Annotated in this window: 12 protein-coding genes; 5 read left to right on the top strand and 7 right to left on the bottom strand. The window is 40.3% G+C overall.

Going from position 1 to position 24,493, the window contains the following annotated elements:
* Positions 1 to 4: 4 nt before the first annotated feature.
* From EL242_RS01200 to EL242_RS01190, 3 genes are all read right to left on the bottom strand, one after another.
* Complete coding sequence (locus tag EL242_RS01200; protein ID WP_126301190.1) at positions 5 to 886, bottom strand: AAA family ATPase; 882 nt, start codon at positions 884 to 886, stop codon at positions 5 to 7.
* Positions 887 to 1,111: 225 nt separating this feature from the next.
* On the bottom strand, positions 1,112 to 3,055 hold the full coding sequence (locus EL242_RS01195; protein WP_126301189.1) for a Mu transposase C-terminal domain-containing protein: 1,944 nt from the start codon (positions 3,053 to 3,055) through the stop codon (positions 1,112 to 1,114).
* A gap of 33 nt (positions 3,056 to 3,088) precedes the next feature.
* Positions 3,089 to 3,358 (bottom strand): helix-turn-helix domain-containing protein, encoded by a 270-nt coding sequence (locus EL242_RS01190; protein ID WP_126301188.1) that lies wholly within the window; start codon positions 3,356 to 3,358, stop codon positions 3,089 to 3,091.
* 230 nt (positions 3,359 to 3,588) lie between these two features.
* Between EL242_RS01190 and EL242_RS01185 the strand changes: the two genes are divergently transcribed.
* A complete protein-coding gene (locus tag EL242_RS01185; RefSeq protein WP_126301187.1) occupies positions 3,589 to 4,287 on the top strand; it encodes an XRE family transcriptional regulator in 699 nt (232 codons plus the stop codon).
* 182 nt (positions 4,288 to 4,469) lie between these two features.
* Here EL242_RS01185 and dnaJ read toward each other — a convergent pair whose 3' ends face one another.
* The 4 genes from dnaJ to dnaK form a co-directional block, all read right to left on the bottom strand.
* Positions 4,470 to 5,582, bottom strand: coding sequence for a molecular chaperone DnaJ (gene dnaJ / locus EL242_RS01180; protein WP_126301186.1), 1,113 nt, complete (start codon positions 5,580 to 5,582; stop codon positions 4,470 to 4,472).
* Between the two features lie 54 nt (positions 5,583 to 5,636).
* A complete protein-coding gene (locus EL242_RS01175; protein WP_126301185.1) occupies positions 5,637 to 5,939 on the bottom strand; it encodes a hypothetical protein in 303 nt (100 codons plus the stop codon).
* A gap of 31 nt (positions 5,940 to 5,970) precedes the next feature.
* Positions 5,971 to 6,396, bottom strand: a complete 426-nt coding sequence (locus EL242_RS01170; RefSeq protein ID WP_126301184.1) for a VapD — start codon at positions 6,394 to 6,396, stop codon at positions 5,971 to 5,973.
* 152 nt (positions 6,397 to 6,548) lie between these two features.
* The gene (gene dnaK / locus EL242_RS01165; RefSeq protein WP_126301183.1) at positions 6,549 to 8,447 is read right to left on the bottom strand and encodes a molecular chaperone DnaK; all 1,899 of its coding nucleotides are present in this window, start codon (positions 8,445 to 8,447) and stop codon (positions 6,549 to 6,551) included.
* Positions 8,448 to 8,731: 284 nt separating this feature from the next.
* Between dnaK and EL242_RS01160 the strand changes: the two genes are divergently transcribed.
* From EL242_RS01160 to EL242_RS11520, 4 genes are all read left to right on the top strand, one after another.
* On the top strand, positions 8,732 to 9,070 hold the full coding sequence (locus tag EL242_RS01160; protein ID WP_126301182.1) for a P-II family nitrogen regulator: 339 nt from the start codon (positions 8,732 to 8,734) through the stop codon (positions 9,068 to 9,070).
* 171 nt (positions 9,071 to 9,241) lie between these two features.
* Complete coding sequence (locus EL242_RS01155; RefSeq protein ID WP_126301181.1) at positions 9,242 to 9,985, top strand: hypothetical protein; 744 nt, start codon at positions 9,242 to 9,244, stop codon at positions 9,983 to 9,985.
* A gap of 7 nt (positions 9,986 to 9,992) precedes the next feature.
* Positions 9,993 to 10,223, top strand: a complete 231-nt coding sequence (locus EL242_RS11525; RefSeq protein WP_126301180.1) for a hypothetical protein — start codon at positions 9,993 to 9,995, stop codon at positions 10,221 to 10,223.
* Positions 10,224 to 10,729: 506 nt separating this feature from the next.
* The gene (locus EL242_RS11520) at positions 10,730 to 24,292 is read left to right on the top strand and encodes a YadA-like family protein (RefSeq protein ID WP_232019675.1); all 13,563 of its coding nucleotides are present in this window, start codon (positions 10,730 to 10,732) and stop codon (positions 24,290 to 24,292) included.
* The last annotated feature ends 201 nt before the right edge of the window (positions 24,293 to 24,493 follow it).

Here is a 24,493-nt window from a genome sequence, read left to right as displayed (position 1 = left end):
CTCCTTAGCTAATCAACATCTTGCTATATTGCTCAACCAAATCTTTACTAATTGGCGTTTGGTTAATCTCGCTAGACCGCACCACGCCACGCATTAACTTACTTAATCGGCGGGCATTACCTTTGCAGGCGTTAATCAGTGGAGCATTAAATTCATTTGTACCTAACGCACTTTCGGCTAGTAACCCTAAATCTTCATCGCTTAACGCATTGCCTAAGTCACAAGCAAAACCTACTCGGCTATAAAGCTGTGCCAGCTCATTATTTTTACCTTTAAGATTAACCAACAATCTCGGCATACCGGCTAACACCACGCCCACGCTGGTTAAATCGTGGATTCGGCGGATAAACTCCAGCGAGCGGGTCGAAAGCAATTCAGCTTCATCAATCATTAGCAACCTTTCAGAGCCTTTTAGCTTGTTCACAATGCTTTCTAATAGCTCGTTATTTACGCCCCTCGCATTTGCCCCCACCGCCTCGGCAATCTTTCGGAGCAAGACTTTAGGTGTGCAACTCGGATCAACCTCAATTAATGTGGCAGAGCTGTTTCGGCGTTCGTATTCTTTGAGCATTTGGGTTTTACCTAAGCCTGCTGCCCCAAAAATCACATTAATTTCGCCTTCAATATGGGCAAACTGCATTACCTCCATTCCACGGCGAGCCGCTAAAGTTGGCACAAAAGCAGCGTTATATTTCGCTTCCACCACCTTCGCCTTATCCCGCTCAATCAGCTCTTCCACTTTGCGATCCATTTCAGCCACATTGCCGTTATAATCGCCTTTGAGATACAGACTGACTGTGGCAACGGATACACCTAAAAGCTGTGCCACTTGTTTTTGTTGATAGCCTTTGCTATCCATTAAGGCTCTAAGTTCTTGATTTTTCATATTCTGATCTCCAATGTTATTTCAGGTAATTTTTCTGCTGTGAATAAATACAATGGGGGTTTGGCTCTGCCGAGATTTCTAAATACTTTTAACCTCTTGCCACCATCAATTGGTTGTACAACAAACGAATCCCCTTCAAATCCTTCTAGCAAGTGGCTGTAATATATTTGACCTCCCACTTGTATTTGCCCTCTTATGCTTTTTCTTAACAGCATTTGCATTTATTTAATCTCCCACTGCTAACTTTTTTTCATAGTCCTCTTTTTCTGCTCGGGTCAAAAAAATCGGTTCTACTTCTTTTTTCGGTTTTCTTGCCGTTGCCAGCAAGCTGAAATCGTTTTTCTGCTCAATGGTTAAAACTGGGTTTAATTCAGCGTTAATTTCATCAAGCTGTTGCTGTTTAAGGTTGGCTCGGCGTTTATGGCGTTCTTTACGCTGCTGTTCCACCATCGCCACCGGAAATGCCTCTCGGGTGTTGCCGTTCCAAATTGCCTCACAAATAAACCTGCCGTCTTTGGTACGCACCTGCACGCTCTCGGCATTGTGAATATCAACCCCGATCACCACTTCTTCACGGTCAAAATCCAGTAATTTCAAATGGAAATAGTGGTTATTGCACCAGCTTATCCAACCTCGCTCCGGCTTACGGATAAACTCCGGTCGGCTCATATCCCGCAGCTCCACCTCTGTTAGCAACACCACATCTTCTGCGTGCAACATCTGCTGATATTTGCGTGCCGGCGTGGTGCGGATTTGCGAGTGAATATGCTCGTTGTTGTACCAGTCAATCACCGATTGGATTACTTCAATCAACTGTTGCCACGTTGGCAATTTACCTTGGGCTTTGCGTTGTAGAGGCGTTAATTTCCCTTTGGCATTTGCCAGTGAGTTCACCGCATACAGGGTTTTGCGAACGGTTTCCGGATCGGCACCGGTTGCATAGCCGGTTGCAAACTTCCTCGCAACCCGCATACCCACCGTTTTATTCAGGATTTCGATAATCCCTCGTCCCTGCGGGTTGCCTGAAAGTCCTGTTTCGTGTCGGATACCGAGGCGGGGTAACATCCCCGTGATTTCCGCATCCAAAAATTTATTCTTTTCACCACCACCGTTATCCGAGTAGTAGATTGCCGGTACACCGTGCTGGCTAATGGCGTGACGCATAGCATCAGCAACTGCAAAAGCGTTCTCACTGAGTGAAAGTGACCAGCCGACCACCTTTCTGCCTGCACCATCAACAATCATTGTCAGCTCAGGGGTAAACGGCTTACCGTGTATCGGGTGGGCTACTTTGAGCTTCAGTGAGTGACCGTCACCAATCCATACATCATTTGCTCGAAGTACCGACCAATCCCGCTTCACATAGCTCAGTAACTGCTTGTAATGCGAGCCGGTGCGTCTGCCGTACTCTTTCACATACAACGGCAACTTATTCATCGCTCGCTGTACTTGGCTTAGGCTAGGGCATTGTTCCAACAGTAACGGGTTGTCTGCATACTGATACGCCCATTCCACTTCAAACTCACGGTAGGCTTCGGTGAGGCAAATACCGTTTTTCTGCCGATATACGCCTAAAAAAGCACTTAGCCACCAAATTTCTTCCGGCTTGGTTTCCTGCCGCACCTGTGGGGCAAGTAATTTCAACCGTTGCTCGGCGTTCTCCGCCTTGCAGTAATCCACTACCCAGCCGTTTAAGGTTCGCACCGAGAGTGTGCGTTTTGCTGTCTTTTTAGCATTTGCTACGGCAACCAGCTCCACCAAGTGCGGTGGCATTTCGCCTTGTTTGGCAAGGTTGCAAAGGTAGGTTATCGCTTTAATCCGGCTCATTGAGCCTTCCAACTCCAACACATACGCTACCAGTGCCATTCGTGCATCAGCAATTTCTCGCTGTTTGGTAGTAAGGTTGCCTAACTCCACCTCCGCACGCACTGCCGGTAACTTTTTCGGTTTGGCTTCCACCACCGCCGACATAAAGCGGGAGCGGATTTCGGTTTGGATTTCTTGAGGGAGGCAGGCTAATTCATACTCAACACCACCGCCACGCCCTTTGCGTTTTTGAGATTGCCAGTTTTCTCGTTTGGCTTGAGCATCTACATTTTTAGGTGCTTTTTCGATAAACTTGGCTATTTCATAAACTGAATAATGTGTTTTTAAACTTAAATTACCCATAAATGTTCCTTTTTGTAACTTTTATGGTTAAAATTAAAACCTATTCGTTAAGATTGGACGTTTATTTCTCTCTGCAAATCTAGCTGCCCAGATCACTTCTGGAGCTACACCGATAGCATTTGCTACCAAACGCTCCATTTTCGGGTAGGGTTTATCTAAAACGGTCTTTAGCGTGTTAGGGCTAACATTACCTGCTTTAGCCAAAGAACGAATCGACCAACCTTTTTTACGAAGTTCCGCCAGAATATCGGCTCTATGCCAATCTTGTTCAGCGGTTTTTTTTGGTTTTTCTAATACACTCATTTAATACACCTTTTTTGTTGTACCTGATGTGATGTATATTAACCGTAATAGTTGTAACTATGCAACTATTTATTTGCCGTAATAGTTCTATTTGCTTATATTTTGTACTTTAATGGGTGTAAACTCTAATGTAATCAATACTTTATATTAACTATTACGGTTATTAATTATCTTTAACACTCCGTAATAGTTTAAAAAATATAACTATTACGCTATAAAAGGGCGTAAATATGAACTTTGAAGACAATTTCCCAGAGAGAATTGATCTTGTTATTAACAAATTGAATGGACCAAGTGAATTTGCAAGGCAAACAGGCGTAACCTTATCTACCATTGCACGCTGGAGAAAAGGGGAAGCAGAGCCATCTAGACCAAATTTAATCAAGATTGCAGAAGTGGCAAATGTAAGTATTGAATGGCTGGCAACAGGCAAAGAAAGCCAGTCACAAGCCCAACAAGGTATCGTAGAAAGAGCCTTTAATAAGTTTAGAGAAATAACAGGTGAACTTATTTCAATGATTAACAGCTTTGGTTCAATTAACGTTTCTGCCGGTTTTGGTAGCTTCAATGAAGGCATAACCAAACCTGACGGACAAGAACCCTACGCAGACAGCTTACTGCAGAAATTAGGTGTAAAAGCCGATAATTGCGGTGTGTTTTGGGCTAACGGTACGTCAATGGAGCCAACCATCTGCGATGGCGACCAAATGCTAGTGGATTTCAGCAAAAAAGAGGCTCGTGGGGACGATAAAATTTACCTTATACAAAACGGCGAAAGCGTATGGGTTAAACGTGTGCGAAGAGAATGGGACTACATTGAATTGATTAGCGACAATGAATCTTACCGCCCAATAAGAATTACAGAAGAAGACGCCCAAAATCTACAAATCATCGGGCAGGTGGTGCATAACGGACATAGCCTAGTTTAAAATTGTTTTAAAACCATCTTAAAACAGTTCAAACCTATGCAAAAAATAATGCAAAAACCGACCATTTTTTTCTATTTTTGCTCATTTTCGTTTTTTGCATAACCCACCCTAAACAAAAACGGCGAAGCCTTGTATTTCCTAGCCTCGCCGTTATTTTTCCGCCCAAATTTTTTTCTTTCTCTCTATGCAAAAATAGTCAGTACCCCATATTTCGGACGATGTTTACCTTGTCCTTCTAAACTCTCTTCAAATTGTCGTAATAGTGCTTTCTGTTCTTCGGTTAAATTCACAGGGGTTTCGACCACCACTTTGCAAATTAAATCCCCTGCGTAGCCACCACGAGGGCTTGTTACACCTTTGCCTCGTACACGGAATAGTTTACCGGTTTGAGTTTCTGCCGGAATTTTGAGTTTTAATTTGCCGTCTAAGGTTGGCACTTCAATTTCACCGCCTAAGGCTGCAAGGGTGAAGCTAATCGGTACTTCGCAATATAAATTCGAGCCGTCACGCTCAAAAATATCGTGTTCTTTCACGTGAATTACCACATATAAATCGCCTGCCGGTGCCCCATTTTCGCCCGCAGCTCCTTCGCCGGATAATCGAAGTTGATTGCCGGTATCCACACCTGCCGGAATGGTAACGGAGAGGTTTTTCGCTTTCTGTACACGTCCGTCGCCGTGGCAAGAACGACAAGGTTTTTCAATGCGTTTGCCGGTGCCGTGACAGCTTGGGCAAACCGCCTCAGTCACAAAGAAACCTTGCTGACGACGAATTCGACCTGAGCCGTGGCAATGCGAACAGGTTTCTACTTTGCTACCGGCTTCCGCCCCTGTACCGTGGCAAGTATCACATTCGGCTAAGGTTTGAATGCGAATGTCTTTTTTACAGCCTTTTACGGCTTCTTCAAGGGTGATTTCGATGTCGTAACGCAAATCATCGCCACGCACTACACGTTGGCGACGACCACCGCCACCAAAGCCACCACCAAACATTTCGCTGAAGATGTCTTCAAAGCCGCCGAAACCACCGCCGCCAAAGCCACCGAATCCGCCGGCACCCGCACCACCTTGTTCAAAGGCAGCGTGACCGTATTGGTCGTACATCGCTTTTTTCTCGCTGTCGGTCAGCACTTCATAGGCTTCGGTAATCTCTTTAAATTTCTCTTCCGACTCTTTACTGCCTTGGTTTTTATCCGGGTGATGCTTTGCCGCCAAACGTTTATATGCTCGTTTGATGTCTTTCTCGCTTGCCCCTTTAGACAGTCCAAGGACTTCGTAATAATCTTTCTTTGCCATTGTTGTTCCGTTTGTAAATTTTTCTCTGTTTTTGACCGCTTGCCAATCAAGAAATTAACAATGCGGATTCACCGCAATATAAATTTCTACTTTGCCGTCGGCTAAATGTTTTTCAAAATCTTTGGTGTAAGCTCGTTTGAGCAAACCTTGTTTGGCACGGTTTTCAATCACAGACCAAGTATCTACCAAAAGAGCCTCGGTGGTTGGAATTTGCTCAAACCAAACAAAATCGTCCATTAAAATCGGGGTATTGCTATTTTCTGTTTCTGTAGCAATGACCGTTTCACCACTTTTATGATCGTAAATTTTATAAAACGGTGGCTGTACATTTTCCGTTGTAGGGTAGAGTTTTAGCATTTGTAAAATTTCCTTTAAAAAGCACCGCTTGTTACGATAGATCTTCTAAGCTAAACACCTGTTTTTTCAGAATTTCATCTATTTGCACACGGTTCAAGCCTGTATCCACTAATGTTTGCTCTAAAACCTGTAACTGTTTTTCAAATTTTTCACGGGCTTTATGCACATTGTAAGCAATAAAATCTGCATTCAAATCGCTTTCAATGCGATAGAACTTGATATTTGAGACACAGGGGTAGAACCACTTGAATTTTGCCGTCAGCTCTTGAATAGCAATAGTACCGTGAGCCTCACTAACGCCTTCATTACCTAAATAAACACTCCCTTGCAAATTTTCAAAGCCGTGTTGTTTCAGCACATTACGGATATCGTAATAGGCATTATTGAATGTATTACCGTGATAGTTTTCTTTTAGACAATTAGTGTCCATATCGAAAGTGATGAGGTATCTGCTCATAAGGTTGCCTTTTGCAAAATTTTTGTGAAATTTAACCGCTTGCACAGCCCCAAAGGGGCTGAATTATGTGTAACCTAGCACGGCTCGTGCTAGGTGGTATATATCTACACAAAAGGGGCGAAAGATATTTCGCCCCTACCAGTTACGCAAGATTATTTATTATCTTTCACTTCTTCAAATTCCGCATCGACCACGCCGTCATCTTTTTGAGATTGTTGTGGTTGCTCGCCGCCTTGTGCTTTTGCTTGTGCTGCTTGCATTAACGGCTCTGAAGCTTTGATTAACGCTTCGATTTTTGCTTCGATCTCGGCTTTATCTTCGCCTTTGGCTGCGGTTTCTAATTCAGAAATAGCCGCTTCGATCTTCGCTTTATCGTCTGCATTTAACGCATCGCCTGCTTCGGTAATTTGCTTACGGGTTGCGTGAGCAATACCGTCTGCTTGGTTACGGGCTTGAACTAACTCTTCAAATTTTTTGTCTGCTTCCGCATTTGCTTCCGCATCACGTACCATTTGTTCCACTTCTTCATCACTTAAGCCTGAAGAAGCTTGGATCTTGATTTGTTGCTCTTTGCCGGTGTTTTTGTCTTTTGCAGATACATTGATGATACCGTTCGCATCAATATCAAAGGTTACTTCAATTTGTGGCATACCACGTGGAGCAGGGTTAATGCCTTCAAGGTTGAATTGACCTAAAGATTTATTATCCGCCGCACGTTTACGCTCACCTTGCAGAACGTGGATAGTTACCGCAGATTGGTTATCTTCCGCTGTTGAGAACACTTGTGATTTCTTGGTTGGAATCGTAGTGTTTTTCTCAATTAAGGTAGTCATTACACCACCCATTGTTTCGATACCAAGTGAAAGAGGAGTAACGTCTAATAACAATACATCTGTTACCGAACCACTTAATACACCACCTTGCACTGCCGCACCGATTGCTACTGCTTCGTCAGGGTTTACATCTTTACGTGGCTCTTTGCCGAAGAAGTCTGCCACTTTTTTCTGTACTAACGGCATACGGGTTTGACCACCGACTAAAATCACATCGTTGATATCGCCCACGGATAAGCCGGCATCAGCTAAAGCAGTTTTTAACGGCTCTAACGAACGGTTTACTAAATCTTCAACTAAAGATTCCAATTTCGCACGGGTTACTTTAATGTTTAAGTGTTTCGGGCCGCTTGCATCTGCCGTGATGTACGGAAGATTTACTTCAGTTTCTTGTGCAGAAGAAAGTTCGATTTTCGCTTTTTCTGCTGCTTCTTTCACACGTTGCATTGCCATTGGGTCGTTGCGTAAATCAACGCCTTGTTCTTTTTGGAATTCTTCAACCAAGTAGTTGATGACACGGTTATCGAAGTCTTCACCACCTAAGTGAGTATCACCGTTGGTTGCACGCACTTCAAAGGTTTGCTCGCCATCGAAGTTATCAATTTCGATAATCGAAATATCGAATGTACCACCACCTAAGTCATAAACGGCAATAGTTTGGTTCTCTTTCTTAGAATCTAAGCCGTAAGCTAAGGCTGCCGCTGTCGGCTCATTGATGATACGTTTTACATCTAAACCAGCGATACGACCGGCATCTTTAGTTGCTTGACGTTGAGCATCGTTAAAGTATGCAGGCACAGTAATAACGGCTTCGGTTACCGGCTCACCTAAGAAATCTTCTGCGGTTTTCTTCATTTTTTTCAAGATTTCAGCAGAAATTTGTGGTGGTGCCAATTTTTCGCCTTTTACCGTTACCCACGCATCGCCGTTGTCTGCTTTGCTGATTTCAAACGGCATAATTTCAATATCACGTTGTACTTCTGCATCAGTAAAGCGGCGACCGATTAAACGCTTGATTGCAAATAAAGTATTTTTCGGGTTAGTAATTGCCTGACGTTTTGCCGGCTGACCAACTAAGGTTTCTTTATCGGTGTAAGCGATGATAGATGGCGTTGTTCTTGCCCCTTCCGCATTTTCAATTACACGAGGTTTGTCGCCGTCCATTACCGCAACACAAGAGTTTGTTGTACCTAAGTCAATACCAATGATTTTACCCATTTTATGATTCCTCTAAATAATAAATTCAGTTTAATTAAGAAACGGGATTGCATTTCCCGTTCAGACGAAACCATAAATAGGGACGAAAATGCGCTGTTCAAGGGCAAAAATAAAAAAAGTGCAAAATTTTTGAAAAAAGTGACCGCTTGTATGCTGGGGGAGATTTGGCAGAAGCAAAGAGGAGGAAATTTGGCAGAATATTTCACGGAGAAAATACCTCCTACCTTGCATACCCCTCAATAGCTTTTTATACTTACGGCAACTCAAACAGAGAAGGATATAATATGAAACTGATTACTACCATTATCCAACCTTCAAAATTAGACCAAGTGCAAGATGCACTTTCAGAAATCGGTATTCAAGGAATGACTATTACCGAAGTAAAAGGCTTTGGACGCCAATATGGGCATACCGAACAGGAGCTTAGCCAAATGAGCCGCATTGACTTTCGTCCTAAAATTAAGGTGGAGATATTGGTTTCTAATTACCAAGCCGATGAAGTGATCAATGCCATTCTCAATGCGTCCTATTCTGGGCAAGTGGGTGATGGCAAAATTTATGTGGCGAATATTGAACAAGTTATCCGCACCCGTACCGGGGAAACTGACGATGAAGCAGTCTAGCTATTGCTAGCTGGGAAGTTTTTTATTATCGTGTTTTAGAGTTATATTTTCAACCTTACTAAAGCAAATTTTCTAATTTTGTGTGAATTAAATGTTTGTTTTTTGTGTAATACGGGTTATTATAGTAATCAAAAATAGTTAGGTTTTAATGGAAGTAGACATTTTTTTGTTATGCTAAATAAACACATTAGTAAAATTATCAATTCTTCATTTTCTCTTGCATTTTTTACACTTATTAGCTTTGCTACCGCCTACTGTTACGGTTGGGGACAAGCCATATTTCATGGCTACCCTTGGTGGCATGTCGAAATCGGCAATGGGAGTATGGCGAGGAGTTTAGCTTATGTATTTGGTACTTCAGTTATCTTATTCTTGTGTTATGCCCTAGGTTATAGTTTACTAAATAAAGTTTTTCAGCTGCATTATTTCCGAAATCTAGGTTGGTTAAGGGTGATTGTGTTGGTTTCTGTGTTTACAGTGCCTGTTATTCTTACTTTTTACTTATTTACCGGGATAGTGCCCATTTATATCTCTTTTATCTATATTTTTGTAAGTGGTGTGAGCGTATTCTTTTTCCGTAAGAGATGGAACAATACCAAGTTCGATCTGGATTTTAGGAAAATGTTGTTGGGAGGAAGCCTTGCGTTCTTTAATATCTTTATTTTTCTCTATTTCAGTTTGCTCTCATTGCATATTGGTTATTTGCGTGCCGGACTAAGAACTACCTATGATTACATCGAAATAGAGAATCAAAAATACTACATATTATCCACCAATAGTGATAACGGCTACATTATGGGAACAAAAATAAGAGGTAATCAATCTTTCTTGTTTTTCAATCGTGATACTCATCAATACTACCATGTTCATGTTGAACAATGTACGGATAGCCGATTATGCAAAGTAATAAATTGAGGTAATTATGGCATTACACCGTTGTCCGGAGTGTCGAAAGCGTATTAGTGACAGTTTAGAACATTGCATACATTGTGGCTTCTCGTTTAAAGAAGCCGATTTAGTGATATATCGGCAAAAGTTAGAACAGCGCCGATTACACAACCAGGAGATCAATCGCAAAAGCGTAAAATTACAACTTATTTGGTTAGTTATTTTTATTGCGGTAATCGCTCTAGCAAGTTGGATAACTCATTGAAATAAAAGCCCGGTATTTACCGGGTTTTTTTATACCTAAAGAGAATAACAAAATAAAAAAGAACATAATTCTCGATTAAAACTGGAGTAAATATTCAATATTATAAGATTTTTCATAAAAAATAAGGGATAAAAACCAGTGATAACCTTATTATTAATATGGCTTTGTTGCATATTGGTTAATTAAAAATAGGTAGAATGTTAATAATTTTCCGTTTGGTATTTATTTGTAAATTAAGTATATTTGCTGTGTATTTGTTTGATTTATAAGGGGTTTTGTTAATTTTATTATCTTGATAATAAGAGAATTGTAAAGATGTTAAAAGCTTGTTGAGGTTTTGAAGTGAAAATCTTACTATTATTGAGATGACTGTCCTCTTATAAAGAGCAGTAAAGTTGTTTATTCGGTGGGTTGTAATTGCCGAATTATTTACGAAGTAAGCTTATTTCTAAGGTTAATTCTAACATCAGAAATAAGCTTTTTTATATATCTAAAGGTATAAAATTATGAACAAAATATTTAAGGTTATTTTTAACCGAACGACGCAAAAAATGGAAGTTGTGTCTGAACTTGCTCGATCGCAAGGTAAAGCTGCTTCTTCTACTGATGAGCGCGGTACTATTAAATTAGCAGCGGCTGGCATTCTAGGGGGAGCAACCCTTATCGGTGGAATGGCAGCCTTTATGCTTTCTGCTACACCGGCAGAAGCGGCGGTGATTATTGATACAATCACAGGGACTAATGGCAATATAGTTGTTACTACAAACTCTAGTGTGCCTACAAATTCTGCTACGAATCCATATAACTACTTTAACCCAGGTAGCTTATCCTATGCAGACAGAACTCAGCCTCAAACATCTGGGGTAACTACAGGTGTTAGTGATAATTCTAGATTATTGTATAAGTCTAATACTACCTCAGCAGTTGTAATTGGACACTATGCTACAGCTTTAGAAGATAAAAATGGTAATAAAGCGTCAGGCGTAGCTATTGGTGATTATTCACATGCTGGAGGGGCATTGTCTCTTGCAATTGGTCCTTTTTCTCGTACTGCAGATACTGGTTCTGTAGCATTAGGTACCTCTGCACGTTCGGAAGGATTTAACTCATTTGCAGCAATGCGTCAATCTGCAGCAATTGCAGATTATTCTGCTGCTATAGGTTCATCATCTTGGGCAAATCAAAAAGCCAGCTTTGCTATTGGTGCTTCGGCTACAGCGCTAGGCAACCGTTCTTTTGCAATTGGTAGCGGTACACCACAGACTGTTGATGGTAGTTTAGGTGCAGAAAATAGACGTTCTATTTATGATGGTCAAAATAATACCTTAGCCGTAGGTTCAGATGCGTTCTCAATTGGTACTAAAGCAAAAACTAATGGTGAAAGTGCCTTTGCAATTGGTACTAATGCACAAGCGGGTGGTTTTGTTGAAAATGCAGAAGGTAAGGTAATTTTGCCTGACGGTACAACTATCACTATTCCTGAATTGAAAACAGTAGTTAATGCTAATAGCTCTGAAAAAGCGAATAATGCTTATGCATTAGGTACAAATACCCGTGCATTATCTAACGATACAGTAGCTTTCTCAACTAATGCTACTGCAAAGGGTGATGGTGCTATTGCATTTGGTGTGGATTCAAAATCAAATGGTACAGGAGCTATTGCATTCGGTAATATTTCAAATGCGACAGGTGCAAATGCAATCAGTATCGGTTGGAACGCTACCGCAAAAGAAGAAAAAGTAATCAGTATTGGTGCTCATTCTATTGCTGAAAAAGCGGGTGGTATCGCAATTGGTGAAACGGCAAAATCTTCAGGAAACCAATCTGTTACTGTGGGTTATAACTCAACAGTAAGTAAGGATAATGCAACTGCTATCGGTTCACATGCTAAAGTTGAAGGTTTAGGTGGTACATCTGTTGGTTATGAAGCGAATGCGAAAGGTAACTACTCAACTGCAATGGCTTATAAATCGGAAGCAAGTGGGAATTATTCTTTAGCAGTAGGTGCTAACACCACTGTTTCTGGCGATAACTCAGGTGCATTTGGTCAAAATAACCGTGTTTCCGGTACAGACACGTTTGTGTTGGGGTCTAATGTTACTGCTAACACAAATGGTTCTGTTATTTTAGGTAATCATTCAACAGTTGCAGAAGCTAAAGCTGTAGCAAGCAAAGAAATCAATGGCGTAACTTATAACTTTGCTGGTCATGATTCTGTAGTAGCAGGTGACTATGTTAGTGTGGGTTCTGATGCTAACGAACGCCAAATCAAATTTGTTGCACCAGGTGAAATTTCTAATACGTCAACCGATGCAATCAACGGCTCTCAATTATATGCGGTGATGACAGAGGGTAGCTGGACTGTAAAAGCAAGCGGCTCAAATAAAGACAGCAAAGTTAACTTTGGTGATGTGGTTGATTTTAAATCAAGCGATAAATCAGTAACGATTACACCAAATTTTGCTGATAAAGAAAATTCATTAGATTTTACAGTGAATGTTGATGGCACAACTATTACCCGTGATGCAACAACAGGTAAGTTATCCGCTGTCGCTGCAAAAGTGGAAAAAGGCACGAATATTGCCTCTGTAGACGCTAAGAAAGATACAACAGGCATTACAACCTACACCATTAATGCTGATGGCACTACGGCAAGCCATGCAGAGTCTTCAAAAGACTACTTAACAGTTACTGCTGGTGCAAAAGATCCTGTAACCAACAAAACTAACTATGAAGTTAAGTTAACAGACAAAGCACTTACAGAGTTTAAGAAAGATGATGACACCAAAACAGGTGTAGTTGCTAACCCTAAAAACAGCGAGTACCTTACTGTTACCGAACATACTACTGGTACGGAAAAACGTGAAGGTGACGATCGTACTTATATCGTGGGCTTGAGTGAGAAAGCGATTACTGACTTCACTAAAGATACGCATGTAACAGGTGGTAGTGTAGTTTATGATAATCAAGGTAACGCAACTGCAACGTTAAACAAAAATGATGGTACAACCGCAGCGGTTACTGGTATTAAAAATAACTTTGTAACCACTTCTGCAACAGATGCAGATGGCAAAAAAGCAACTTTAACCCGTAACGATGGTGGCACAGTTGAAATTGACTTAAGCAAAACGGTTACAACAGCGGTTAATGAAGCAACAGAAAAAGGTTTTGGTTTAACAGCTCAAGACGGTCAAACAGTTAAGAAAAAATTAGGTGAAGCTGTTGAAGTAGTTGGTGGTAACAATAATATCAATACAACTGCTACAGATGGCAAAGTTAAAGTTAACTTAAATAACACCTTAGATTTGACTACGGGTGGATCTGTAACTATTGGCGACACCAAAGTTGATCAAAATGGTTTAACTATCAATGGTGGTCCGAATGTTACTAAAAGCGGCATTGACGCTGGTAGCAAAAAAATCACTAACGTAGCAGATGGGGACGTAAGTGCTACTTCTAAAGATGCTGTTAATGGTTCACAATTATATGCAACAAACCAAAATGTAACAAACTTAACGAATAAAGTTGAGGGTGGCTTTAATATCACAGCCGATAATGGTACTCCTGATAATGTTAAATTAGGAGATACAATTAAATTTACTGATCCTGATGCAAATATTATTACAACGGTAAGCGATAACCAAATTAAATTTGCGTTAAATTCAACTCTTTCTGTAGGTGGTAAAGACGGAAAAGATGGTTCTATTGGTATTAAAGGGCAAGACGGTGAGAATGGTGTAACTATTAATGGAAATGGTACAGTTATTGTTGGCAAAGATGGTCAACCAGGTAGCATTGGCATTAATGGTAAAGATGGCACTATTGGTATTAACGGTAAAGATGGTGCAAATGCAACCATGACCGTTGAAAAAGGTGCCCCGGGCTTAGACGGTGCTTCTGGTAAAGACGGAAAAACAGGTGAGAAAACTACTCGTATAGTTTACACCAATGAAAAAGGTGAGAAAGAAGAAGTTGCTAACTTAAACGATGGTTTACGCTTTACTGGTAATGATGATGACACTGAAAACAAACATAAGCTTAATAGCTTAGTAACTGTGAGAGGTGAAGGTGTAACTAAAGAGCAGTCAAAAACATTTGAATCTGCTACAGGTAACATCAATGTTAAAGCAGACGGTAATTCAATTTTAGAAGTTCAGTTAGCTAAAAACTTGAATTTAACAAATGGCGGTTCTGTTGTTATTGGTAATACTACAGTTAACAATGATGGTTTGAATATTACGAATGGCCCAAGTGTAACTCAAACTGGTATCAATGCAGGTGATAAGAAAATCACTAATGTATCAAACGGTACAATCAGTGCAGATAGCAAAGATGCTGTAAATGGTTCACAACTTCATGAAACGAATCAAAATGTAACTAATGTTTCAAATAACGTAACGAAGTTAGATGAGTTTGTGAAAAAAGGCTTTAATATTACTGCAGATAATGGTCAAGAAGATAATGTTCAATTAGGTGAGAAAATTACTTATACCTCAACTGATAAAAACATTATTACTACTGTAACAAATAATCAAATTGATTTTGCGTTAAATAGCACGTTATCAATTGGTAAAGCAGGTGCTGATGGTAAAGACGGAACTATTGGTGTAAATGGTAAAGACGGTTCTGCGGTAGTATTAAACGGTAAAGATGGCTCTATCGGCTTAACAGGTCCTAAAGGTGAAAATGGTCAGTCTGCAACTGCAAATGTGACAGTTAAGAATGGTCAACCAGGGGTTGATGGTGCGGATGGTAAGACTCGTATCATTTATGAAACCAAAGATAAAAATGGTAATCCTGTTACAGAAGAAGTTGCAACCCTTAACGATGGCTTAAAATTTGGCGCTAACACAGGTGATGTTCACAATGCAAAATTAAATACGCAAGTGAATGTAAAAGGTGCTGAAGGCAATACCGAGTGGAATAAGTTTGACGCTGGTAAAAACATCATGACGCAAATCAATGGTAACAATATTACTGTTGCATTAGCGAAAAATGTGAACTTAACTGAAGACGGTTCTGTAACTATTGGTGGCACAAACATTACTAATGAAGGTATTACCATTAACAATGGCCCGAAAATCACTAATAAAGACGGTAGTGTAAGTGTTGCTAATCAAGATGGAAGCCCAACAAAAATTACTAACGTGAAAGCGGGTGATGTAAACAATACTTCTACAGATGCTGTTAATGGAAGCCAGTTATATACTGTACAAGAAATTGCAAATGCAGGTTGGAATTTAACCATTAATGAAGGACAGAATAGCAGTAATGTTAAGCCTAAAGAGACGGTTGATCTAAATAATAAAGATGGCAACATTCAAATTACTAAAGATGCCCATAATGTAACATTTGCATTAAATAATGAGTTAACTATTGGTGGACCAGGTAAAAATGGTGCTGATGGTAAAGACGGCTCTATCGGTGTTAAAGGTGCTGATGGTTCAACTGGTGTTGCTTTAAATGGTAAAGATGGTTCAATTGGCATTAACGGTAAAGATGGTGCTAATGCAAATATTACTGTTAAAAATGGTAAACCAGGTGTTGATGGCGTAGATGGTACAACTAAAACACGTATTGTTTATGAAACCAAAGATGGTCCGGAAGAAGTTGCAACACTTAATGATGGTTTAAAATTCGTAGGTGATGATAATAAGGTTATCGCGAAGAAACTAAACCAAACTTTAAATGTAACTGGTGGTGCTGATTTAACCAAATTGGCTGATAACAATATTGGTGTAGTAAATACTAATGATGGATTAGTTGTTAAATTATCTAAAGATGTAAACTTAACCAAAGATGGTTCGGTAACTATTGGTAATACAACTTTAAATGATTCAGGATTAACTATTGCTAATGGCCCAAGTGTAACTAACACAGGAATTAGCGCTGGTAACAAGCAAATCACCAATGTATCAAGCGGTTTAACGGATGCTAATGGTCAAAAAACAGATCTTGCTAATGCAACGACAACCAATGCGGTTAACGTAGGCGATTTAAAAGATACTGTTAATAACCTAACTAATGCAACAACGGGTGGCTTTGGTTTAACTGGCGATGATAAGAATACTGAAGTTAAGCAAGACTTAGGTAAAACGATTCAAGTTAAAGGCAAAGATGGTGTAACCGTAACCGCAAATGTTGCTGAAAAAGCATTAGAAATTGCATTAGCCGGTGATGTATCTGTAAGTGGTAAAGACGGAAAAGACGGCTCTATCGGTGTTAAAGGTACAGATGGCAAAGACGGTGTAACTATCAATGGTAACGGCACTGTTGTAGTCGGCAAAGATGGTGCTCCAGGAAAAATCGGTATTAACGGTAAAGATGGTGCAAATGCAACCATGACCGTTGAGAAAGGCGCTCCTGGATTAGATGGCGCTCAAGGCAAGGATGGTAAAGATGGTACTCAAACTACTCGTATCGTTTACACAAACGAAACAGGTGGTAAAGAAGAAGTTGCAACCTTAAACGATGGTTTACGTTTTACCGGTAATAACGAAGTTGAGAACAAACATAAGTTAAACAGCTTAGTTACTATTATTGGTGAGGGTGTAAATAAAGAACAGTCAAACGCTTTCCAATCAGCAGCAGGCAATATTAATGTTGTTGCAGATGGCAATGGTAATTTAACTGTTAAATTAGCGAAAAACCTAAACTTAACTGATTCAGGTTCTGTAACCATTGGTGGCACAAACATTACTAATGAAGGTATTACCATTAACAATGGTCCGAAAATCACAAATGAAGGCGGTAACGTTAAAGTTGGTGATGTAAATGGTGCGCCAGTTAAAATCACGAATGTTAAAGAAGGTGATTTAAGCGAAACTTCTAAAGACGCAGTTAATGGTTCACAGCTTTATGCAACTAACCAAAATGTAACCAACTTAAGCAATAAAGTAGCTCAAGGCTTCAATATTACTGCTGATAATGGTACGGCTGACAATGTTCAATTAGGTGAAACTATTACCTATACTTCGTCTGATAAAAACATTGTGACTACAGTAAGTAACAATACTATCGACTTTAAACTTAGCGATGCAGCTGTAGATAAATTTACGGTTAAATACTTCTCTGTAAATTCAACGGTTCCAGAAAACAGATTAAATGATGGTGCTAAAGGTGTTAACTCTATTGCAATTGGTCCGAATGCAACCTCTGTAGATCAAGGTGCTATTGCACTGGGTACAAACTCAAATGCAAATGGTAATGCTGCAGCAGCGTTAGGTGTCAACTCAAAAGCTGAAGGTATTCAAGCAACTGCGGTAGGTTCTCAAGCAAATGCAACTGCAAATGGTGCAACAGCGATTGGTCGTGAAACAACAGCAAGTGCTGGTGATGCAACAGCAGTAGGTTCTAATGCAAATGCAACCAAAGAAAAAGCAACTGCTTTAGGTGTAGGCTCAAGAGCTGAAGATCGAGCAGCATTAGCGGTAGGTACAAATGCAACTGCAAGCGCACAATCAGCAGTCGCAGTAGGTACTCAATCGGTAGCTGATAAACAGTTCGCTGTTGCAGTAGGTATGGGGGCTCAAGCAACCTTAGAAAACTCTGTAGCATTAGGTAGCGAATCAACTGTAACTGCAGCAACGCCAACAAGTAACGCAACTGTAGGTGGTATTACTTACACTGGTTTTGCGGGAGCTAATGAAAACACAAACTATGTGGTATCAGTAGGCTCCGCAGGTAAAGAACGCCAAATTCAAAATGTAGCAGCAGGCCGAATCACTTCTGATTCAACAGATGCGATCAACGGTTCACAACTTTATGCGGTAGCTGATAAGTTAGTTAAAACTGGCTTTAACATTACAGCCGATAACTCTGGTTTAGATGCTGGTGCGAAAGAAGATAATGTTAAGTTAGGTGAAACGGTTAAGTACACTTCAACCGATACTAATGTTGTTACAACCGTAACGAACAATACAATCGACTTTGGCTTAGCAGATAACATCTCTGTTGGCGGTAAACCAGGTAAAGATGGTACCCCAGGTAAAGATGGTTCAATCGGTGTTAAAGGTGCTGATGGTAAAGATGGTGTAACAATTAAACCAGAAGCAATCGTGTTCCACGGCGTTGATGGCGTAAATGGAAAAGACGGTGCAGATGGTAAAGATGGTAAAGATGGTGCAGCCTCAATCAAAGTTGAGAAAGGCGCTAAAGGTCTTGACGGCAACGACGGTAAAGACGGCGAAAGCAAAACTCGTATCGTTTACGAAAAACCAAACGGTGAGAAAGAAGAAGTTGCAACCCTTAACGATGGCTTAAAATTCGGTGCTAACAATGGCACAGTTCACAATGCAAAATTAAATACGCAAGTGGATGTTAAAGGTGCAGCAGGGAATACCGATTGGACTAAGTTTGATGCCGGTCAAAATGTAATGACACAAATTGTAGATAATACAATTACCGTGGCATTAGCAAAAGACCTAACGGGCTTAAATAGTGCAACATTCGGCACAGAAGGTGATTCTACAGTTATCAATAAAGATGGTGTAACGATTGCTAAGAAAGATCCTAATGATGCAAATAAATCTAATGTTACCTTAACAGAGGATGGCTTAAGCAACGGTGGTAACCAAATCACTAATGTTGACAGCGGCTTAAAAGACAAAAATGGTCAACCTGTAGATCTTAAAGATGCAGAAGGTGATGTTCTTAATAATGCTGTTAACGTTGGTGACTTGAAAAATACTGCAGAAAATCTTTCTACAAATGCTTTTGGTCTGAAAGATAAAGAAGGTAATGAGTTTAAACAAAACTTAGGTACTACAGCTCAAATTACTGGCGATAGCAACATTAATACGAAAGTTGTTGATGTTCAAAACCCGGACGGTACAACAACGAAAGCACTTGAAGTAAGTTTAAATAACGACTTAAGTGTTGGTAAAGACGGTAAAGCTGGTGCAATCGGCGTTAAAGGCCAAGACGGCAAAGATGGTGTTTCAATTAAAGGTGATGACGGTAAAAACGGCGTACCAGGCGAAGCATCAGTTGTTGTAGGTCGTAATGGTGCCGATGGTATTGACGGTAAAGTTGGCGTAAATGGTAAAGACGGTGCGTCTGTTGTATTAAACGGCAAAGATGGCTCTATCGGCTTAACAGGCCCGAAAGGTGCTGATGGTCAGCCAGGTGCAAGCACAAATATTGCTGTTAAAGATGGCAAACAAGGTGTTGATGGCACTGGTAAAGATGGCTTACCAGGTGATAACGGCGAAACTCGTATCGTTTACAAAAATGGCGATAAAGAAGAGCAAGTTGCTAACTTAAATGATGGCTTGATCTTTACTGGTAACAATGCAGATACGTTAAATCGTCATAAGCTAAACACAGTGGTTAATGTTGTGGGTGAAGGTGTTGATAAAGCAGCATCAGCTGTATTTAAATCAGCAGCAGGTAACATCAATGTTAAAGCTGATGGTACAGATAAGCTTGAAATTCAACTTAACCGTGAGCTTAAAGATTTAACAAATGCGAAATTTGTTGAGTACAAACAAGGTGATGATGGTAAAGAGGTTGTTGATAATACTAAACCATCAACAGAGCTTACTAATAAAGGTATCACTATTACACCAGCTAATAGTGAAAATGGCGCAGATGCTAAACCAGTATCCTTAACAGATAAAGGTTTAGATAACGGCAACAACCAAATCGTTAACGTTGATAGCGGCTTAAAAGATAAAGACGGTAATGCCGTGGAGCTTAAAAATGCATCAGGTGATGTGCTTAACAATGCGGTTAACGTAGGTGACTTGAAAAATACTGCGGAAAATCTTTCTACAGATGCTTTCGGTCTGAAAGATAAAGAAGGTAATGAGTTTAAACAAAACTTAGGTACTACAGCTCAAATTACTGGCGATAGTAACATTAATACCAAAGTTGTTGATGTTCAAAACCCAGATGGAACAACAACCAAAGCACTTGAAGTAAGTTTAAATAGCGACTTAAGTGTTGGTAAAGACGGTAAAGCAGGTACAATCGGCATTAAAGGCCAAGACGGCAAAGATGGTGTTTCAATCAAAGGTGATAACGGTAAAGACGGTACACCAGGTGAAGCAACAATCACTGTCGGTCGTGATGGTAAAGACGGTGATGACGGCATTGACGGTAAAGTTGGTGTGAACGGCAAAGACGGTTCAGCAGTTGTACTTAACGGTAAAGATGGTTCTATCGGCTTAAATGGTAAAGACGGTAAAGACGGTTTAACATTTAAATCAGCAGATGGTGCTCAAGGCGTTAATGGTAAAGATGGTGAAAACGGCTTACCGGGTCAAAACGGCACAACACGTATCGTTTACCAACCGACGGATAAAGACGGTAACCCACAAGGTGAGCCTGAAACTGTTGCAACCTTAAACGATGGTTTAATCTTTGCAGGTAACAATGATAAGTTAAATCGTCACAAGCTAAATAGCGTAGTGAACATCGTTGGTGAAGTAGCACAAGGAATTAATGACAAAGAATCATCTGAGAACTTCAAGTCAGCAGCAGGTAATATCAATGTTGTTGCTAATGAGAAAGATCAGCTTGAAATCCAACTTAACCGTGATCTTAAAGATTTAACAAGTGCGAAATTTGTTGAGTACAAGCCAGGTGAAAATGGTGGTAAAGATGTTGTTGACAACACTAAACCATCAACCGAGATTACCAATAACGGTATGACTATTACACCGGCAAAACCAGCGGACGGAGCAGATGGTGAAGTGAAAGCACCAGTTAAGTTAACTCAAGATGGCTTAGATAACGGTAACAACCAAATTGTTAACGTGAAGAGCGGTATTGATGGTATTAATGGTCAGCCTGGTAAAGATGGTAAAGCTGTTGAATCTGTGAATGATTTAACAGATGAGCAGCTAGAAAAAGTAGGTACTAATGCAGCGAACATTAAAGATGTACGTAATGCAACGGATAGCTTAATCAACAAAGGCTTTAACATTACTGCGGATAATTCTGAACTGGCAGATGGTGCTAAAGAAGATAATGTGAAATTAGGGGAAACCGTAAATTACACTTCTAAAGATAAAAACATCATCACAACGGTAAGCGATAATGCGATCGACTTTGCCTTAAACAACAATTTAACCATTGGTGGTCCGGGTAAAGACGGTAAAGATGGTGTTGATGGTAAGGTTGGTGTTAAAGGTGCCGATGGTACAGCTGGTGTGACCTTAAACGGAAAAGATGGCTCAATCGGATTAACCGGTCCTAAAGGTCAAGACGGTAAAGATGGTGCAAGTGCAACTATCTCTGTAAAAGATGGTGCTAAAGGTCTTGCCGGCAACGACGGTAAAGATGGCGAAAGCAAAACCCGTATCGTTTATGAGAAACCAGACGGTACAACTGAGGAAGTTGCAACACTGAACGATGGCTTAAGATTCGTAGGTGATGACGGTAAAGTTATCGATAAGAAGCTAAATGAAACCTTACAAATTTCAGGCGGCGATACCGATTTAGATGATTTATCTGATGATAATATCGGCGTTGTGAATAAAGATGGTAAGTTAATGGTGAAATTAGCAAGAAACATTGACTTAACAGACGAAGGTTCGGTAACAATCGGTGATACTTATATTGACACGAATGTTGTTGGTGTAGGTGATTCGGCATTAACCGGTGATAGCTTAACAGTAGGTGGCGATAATTCGATTACTGTTGACGGTAATAAAGGTACAATCGGTGGCTTAACCAATAAGACATTTGATCCAAATAACTTTACTAGTGGTCAAGCAGCAACAGAAGACCAGTTAAAACAGGTTTATGATGTAGCGAACTCTGGTTGGGATATTGCAGCAAATGGCAATAACAGCACCAATGTTGGTCCTAAAGGTAAAGTTTCATTTAATAATGAAGACGGTAATATCATCATTACTAAAGAAACGACTGACAACAATGTAACCTTTGCATTAAATAACGATTTAACTATCGGTGGTCCGGGTAAAGATGGAAAACCGGGTAAAGATGGTGCAATCGGTGTGAAAGGTGCAGACGGTACAACAGGTGTGACCTTAAATGGTAAAGATGGCACAATCGGTATCAACGGTAAAGATGGTTCGAATGGCACTATGACTTTCGAGCAAGGTAAACCGGGTGTTGATGGTAAAGATGGCGAAACGAAGACTCGTATCGTTTATGAAACCAAAGACAAAGACGGCAACCCTGTTAAAGAAGAAGTAGCAACCTTAAACGATGGCTTAAAATTCGTTGGTGATGATGGTAAAGTCATTACTAAGAAACTAAACGAAACGTTAAGTATTACCGGTGGTGAGAAAGATGCAACTAAGCTCTCAGATGCTAATAATATCGGTGTAGTAAATAACAACGGTACTTTAACGGTTAAATTAGCGAAAGACATTGATTTAACGAAAGATGGTTCTGTAACTATTGGTGATACTACGGTAAATAATGATGGTTTAACTATCAAAGATGGCCCAAGTGTAACTAAAGCCGGTATCAATGCAGGCGATAAGAAAATCACTAACGTTCAAGACGGTGAAATTTCTGCAACCAGCAAAGATGCGGTAAACGGTAGCCAGTTATATCAAGTGCAAGAAGTTGCTAACGCAGGTTGGAACTTAACAGCAAATGGTAAAGACAAAGGCAACGTTAAACCAGGAGCAACAGTTGATCTAAACAACAAAGACGGTAACATTATTATTACTAAAGAAGGTAATAACGTGACCTTCGGCTTGAACAACAACTTAACCATTGGTGGTAAAGATGGTAAAGACGGTCAAATCGGTATTGCTGGCAAAGACGGTAAAGATGGCGTAACCATTAAAGGTGACGGCACAATTACTGCAGGCCGTGACGGTAAAGACGGTGTTGATGGTTCAATTGGAGCTACAGGTAAAGATGGCGCTTCTGTTGTATTAAACGGTAAAGATGGCTCTATCGGCTTAACCGGTCCGAAAGGCGCTGACGGTAAACCAGGTGCAAGTGCAAATATTGCAGTGAAAGATGGTGCTGAAGGTGTTGATGGTACAAATGGTAAAGATGGATTACCGGGTGAGAACGGTAAGACTCGTATCGTTTATGAGACCAAAGATAAAGACGGTAAAACTGTCACAGAACAAGTTGCAACCTTAAATGATGGTTTAATCTTCTCTGGTAACAATGAAGATGTGAAGAACCGTCAGAAACTGAATACTGAAGTTAAAGTGAAAGGTGAAGGTGTGGATAAAACAGCTTCTGAAAACTTTAAGTCAGCATCAGGCAACATCAATGTGAAAGCGAATGGTACAGACACATTAGAGGTACAATTAGCGAAAGCAATTGATTTAACTGAAGATGGTTCTGTAACAACTGGCGACACAACTGTAAATAACAATGGTTTAACCATTAAAGACGGCCCAAGTGTAACTAAAGGCGGTATTGATGCGAAAGGCACGAAGATCACTAACGTTAAAGATGGTGATGTAACGGCAACAAGTAAAGATGCTGTGAACGGTAGCCAGTTGTATAATGCAATGCAGAATACAGGCTGGGATCTCACTGTTGATGGTAATGTAGCTGAAACTTCAGAGAAAGGTGCTCAACGTGTTAATAACAATGGTAAAGTGGCCGTTTCAGGTGGCAAAAACATCGTTGTTTCACGTAAAGGTTCAACTGTTGAAGTGGCAACCTCAAGCAATCCTGAATTTGATTCAGTGAAAGTTGGTGGTACAACTATCAGTTCAACTGTTGCAAAAGATGGCGTAAATGAGCTTAACATTGCAGGTAGCAAGAATGCGCAAACACGTATTACGAACGTTGCTCCGGGTGTGAAAGGCACTGATGCTGTTAATGTGAATCAGTTGAAAGGTGCAGAAAATCGTCTGAACAATCGTATCAGTAACGTAGATAAAGACTTACGTGCAGGTATTGCAGGTGCATTAGCCGCAGGTAATTTATATCACGTAACACAACCTGGTAAATCGATGGTTTCAGCCGGTGTAGGTGCTTACCGTGGTCAAGGAGCTATTGCTGTAGGTTATTCTCGTTTATCAGATAATGGTAAAGTGGGTATCAAATTCAGCGTTAACTCTAACAGCCGTGGTGATACAGGTGCTGCTGCAAGCGTAGGTTATCAGTGGTAGTAACTGCTTGATTAAGCTTTTCTTCCCCACTTTTGGGGAAGAATAAATAAAATCCTTCAAATAGAACGGGGAAATCTGGTTTATTTGAGGGATTTTTTATTGGCTAAATTGGATTTAATGGATAAAACAAGCGGTCAATTCTTTACACTTTTTTGCAAAAAAACGTAAAGAATTGACCGCTTGCATAATTTAAATATAACT

It is taken from the genome of Mannheimia haemolytica, from assembly GCA_900638155.1.
GTDB lineage: Bacteria > Pseudomonadota > Gammaproteobacteria > Enterobacterales > Pasteurellaceae > Mannheimia > Mannheimia glucosida.
Note: the sequence above shows the minus strand (reverse complement) of the source record. Positions and strands in the feature narration are given on the sequence as shown.